This is a genomic window from Streptomyces sp. NPDC059900 (assembly GCF_050270335.1).
Lineage (GTDB): Bacteria > Actinomycetota > Actinomycetes > Streptomycetales > Streptomycetaceae > Streptomyces.
In genome coordinates, this window is record NZ_JBNNJZ010000896.1 from 1 (window position 1) to 2286 (window position 2286).

The 2286-nt window shown below is 70.1% G+C and carries 1 protein-coding gene; it reads right to left on the reverse strand.

Annotated elements, in window-relative coordinates; genetic code table 11:
- The coding region (fxsT, locus tag ACQKIP_RS45425) for an FxSxx-COOH system tetratricopeptide repeat protein (RefSeq protein ID WP_427745677.1) at positions 1-2286 on the reverse strand (2286 nt) is incomplete at both ends.

Genomic DNA, 2286 nt, shown 5'->3' on the forward strand with positions numbered 1-2286 from the left:
GCCGTCCTTGCGCCGGGCCACCGCCAGGACCCGTTTGGCGTGCAGGGCGGCCGGACTGTCCGCCTGGACCTGCTGGTACCTGGCGACCACCTCCTCCTGCCGCTCGCGGGCGTGGGCGTAACGGCCCAGCTCGCGCTCGTCGATGGTCAGCCCGACCCGGGTGTGCAGCGTCAGTTCGTGATCGGTGCCAAGGAGGGCCTGCTTCAACTCCCAGGTGGTGCAGTCCAGTTCGTAGGCGTCGCGGAAACGGCCGACCAGCCGCAGGCACACCGCGAGGTTGTGCGCCGCGTTCATCGTCGTCGGGTCGTCCGCGCCGAACGCCTCCGTCGCCTGGTCGAACACGCGCTGGGTCAGCGCGAGCGCATCGTCGAAGTCACCGGTGACACGCAGGTCGGCGGCGACGGCACCCATGGCGTCCAGATGGCTCTCGCTGATCTCGGACACCGGTACGGGGGAAGGGAGCTGCGCGGACTCGTACGCCGCCAGGGTCACCCTGTTGATCTCGGCGGCCTCTTTGTAGTGCCCCATGCTGAAGTGGGTCCAGCCGAGCCAGAAGGCCAGCGTGAGGGTCTTGTCGTCCTCGGGTCCGAAGAGCTCGCGGGCCGCCGCGTAGGCCTCCTCGGTGAAGCGCTGCGCGCTCTCGTGATCCCCCCAGCGCTGGAGGTACTTGGCGATGGCGACCACCAAGGCGTGCACCCACGGATCGGTGGAGTGGACGGCGTCGGCGGCCACGGCGTGCGGATACAGCATGGAGTAGCGGTTCCAGGTGGTGTGGGACTCCGGATTGCGGGGATCGGCCGAGGCGAGAAGCATCTGCGCGCCGCGCTTCATCTGCTCCTGCTGCAGCGGCGTCATGCGGTTGATCAGCACGGCCTGTACGAGCCGGTGGATCTGGAGCGAGTCCGTGCGCAGGTCGAGGCGTGCCAGCGAGTACCGCTTGATCTCCCGGACGGCCCGGCTCAGGCGCAGCGGATCCGCGAGGGCCGCGTCCAGCTGCGGGGCGATGGCGCCGCGGTGCGGATTGGAGAACAGGTCCCGGGGGATCGGTTCGGGCGCCAGGTAGGCGCACAGCTGGAGGAGCTGGATGGCTTCGGGGTTGGTCTGCTCGACGTGGTCCAGGGAGACGTTCCAGGCGGTGGCGATCGACTGCTGGTAGGCGTACGGCGCGGACTCGAAGAGCAGCTCGCTGCGCTTCTCCTTGAACAGCCGCAGGTACTCCTGGACCGGCATCCCCGTCTCGGCCCGCCAGGCCGCTGCCTGCTCTATGGCCAGGGGCAGGTCGCCCAGGGCTTCCGCGAGTTCGTCGGCGTCCTGCTCGGTGAGCTCCGGGCCGCGCTTGTTGAGCAGCCTGATGCTCTCGGCGCGCTCGAAGATGTCCACCTCGAGGCAGCGCGCCACGTTCTCCCAGTGCGGGTTGCGCGAAGTGATCAGGACGGTACCCAGGCGCGAGTTGGGCAGGAAGGGCGCAAGCGTCTCGGCGTTCTCGGCGTTGTCGAAGACGAGCAGCCAGCGGCTGTAGGGGGTACCGCGGCGCAGCGCGTCGAGAACGGCGGGCACCGTGGTGCGTGCCTCGCCGTGGCTGATGCCCAGGCGCGGGGCGAGCTGGGCCAGGCCGTTGATGATGCCGGAATTGCGCTCGCTCGGTATCCAGCAGATCAGGTCGTACCTGCTCTGGTGCACATAGACGTACTCGACGGCCAGCTGGGACTTGCCGATGCCGCCCAGACCGTACATGGCCTCCGGCAGCACGGCCGCGGTCCCGCCGCTGCCCAGACGTTCGGCCAGCTGATCGAGGAGCCGCTCGCGGCCGGTGAAGTTGGGATTGCGCGGGGGCACGTTCTCCCACACGGCCGGCGAGGACGGGGCGTGCGGTGGTGGCACGCGCGGATCCTCCCGTGGCGGGATTCCCTCCGGAACGGGCGCGCTGGTCATGGATCCTCCCTCTCGGGCTAGGGTGCCGGCGCCGGCAGACGCGATGGTGGCCGCCCCGTCGCTGTGTCCTTCCGCCAGCACCTGTCGCAGGCGGCGGGCGCGCTCCTGGAAGGGTCCGGCGAGTGCGCGCAGGGCGAGTTCTTCGATCTGCAGCAGGCGGGCGTTGTCCGCGCTCGCGACGGGAAGCGGCGCGGTGGCCGGTGAGGTGACCACCGCGGTGAAATAGCCGCCCTCCGGGCCCGCGGGTGCCAGGCAGGTGCTCTGCGGGACCAGTTCGTCGAGCGTCATCAGGACGCGCTTGGTGTCCGTGCGCCGGGCGCCGTCGAGCAGCAGTTCGCGGGTGCTGTCGTCCAT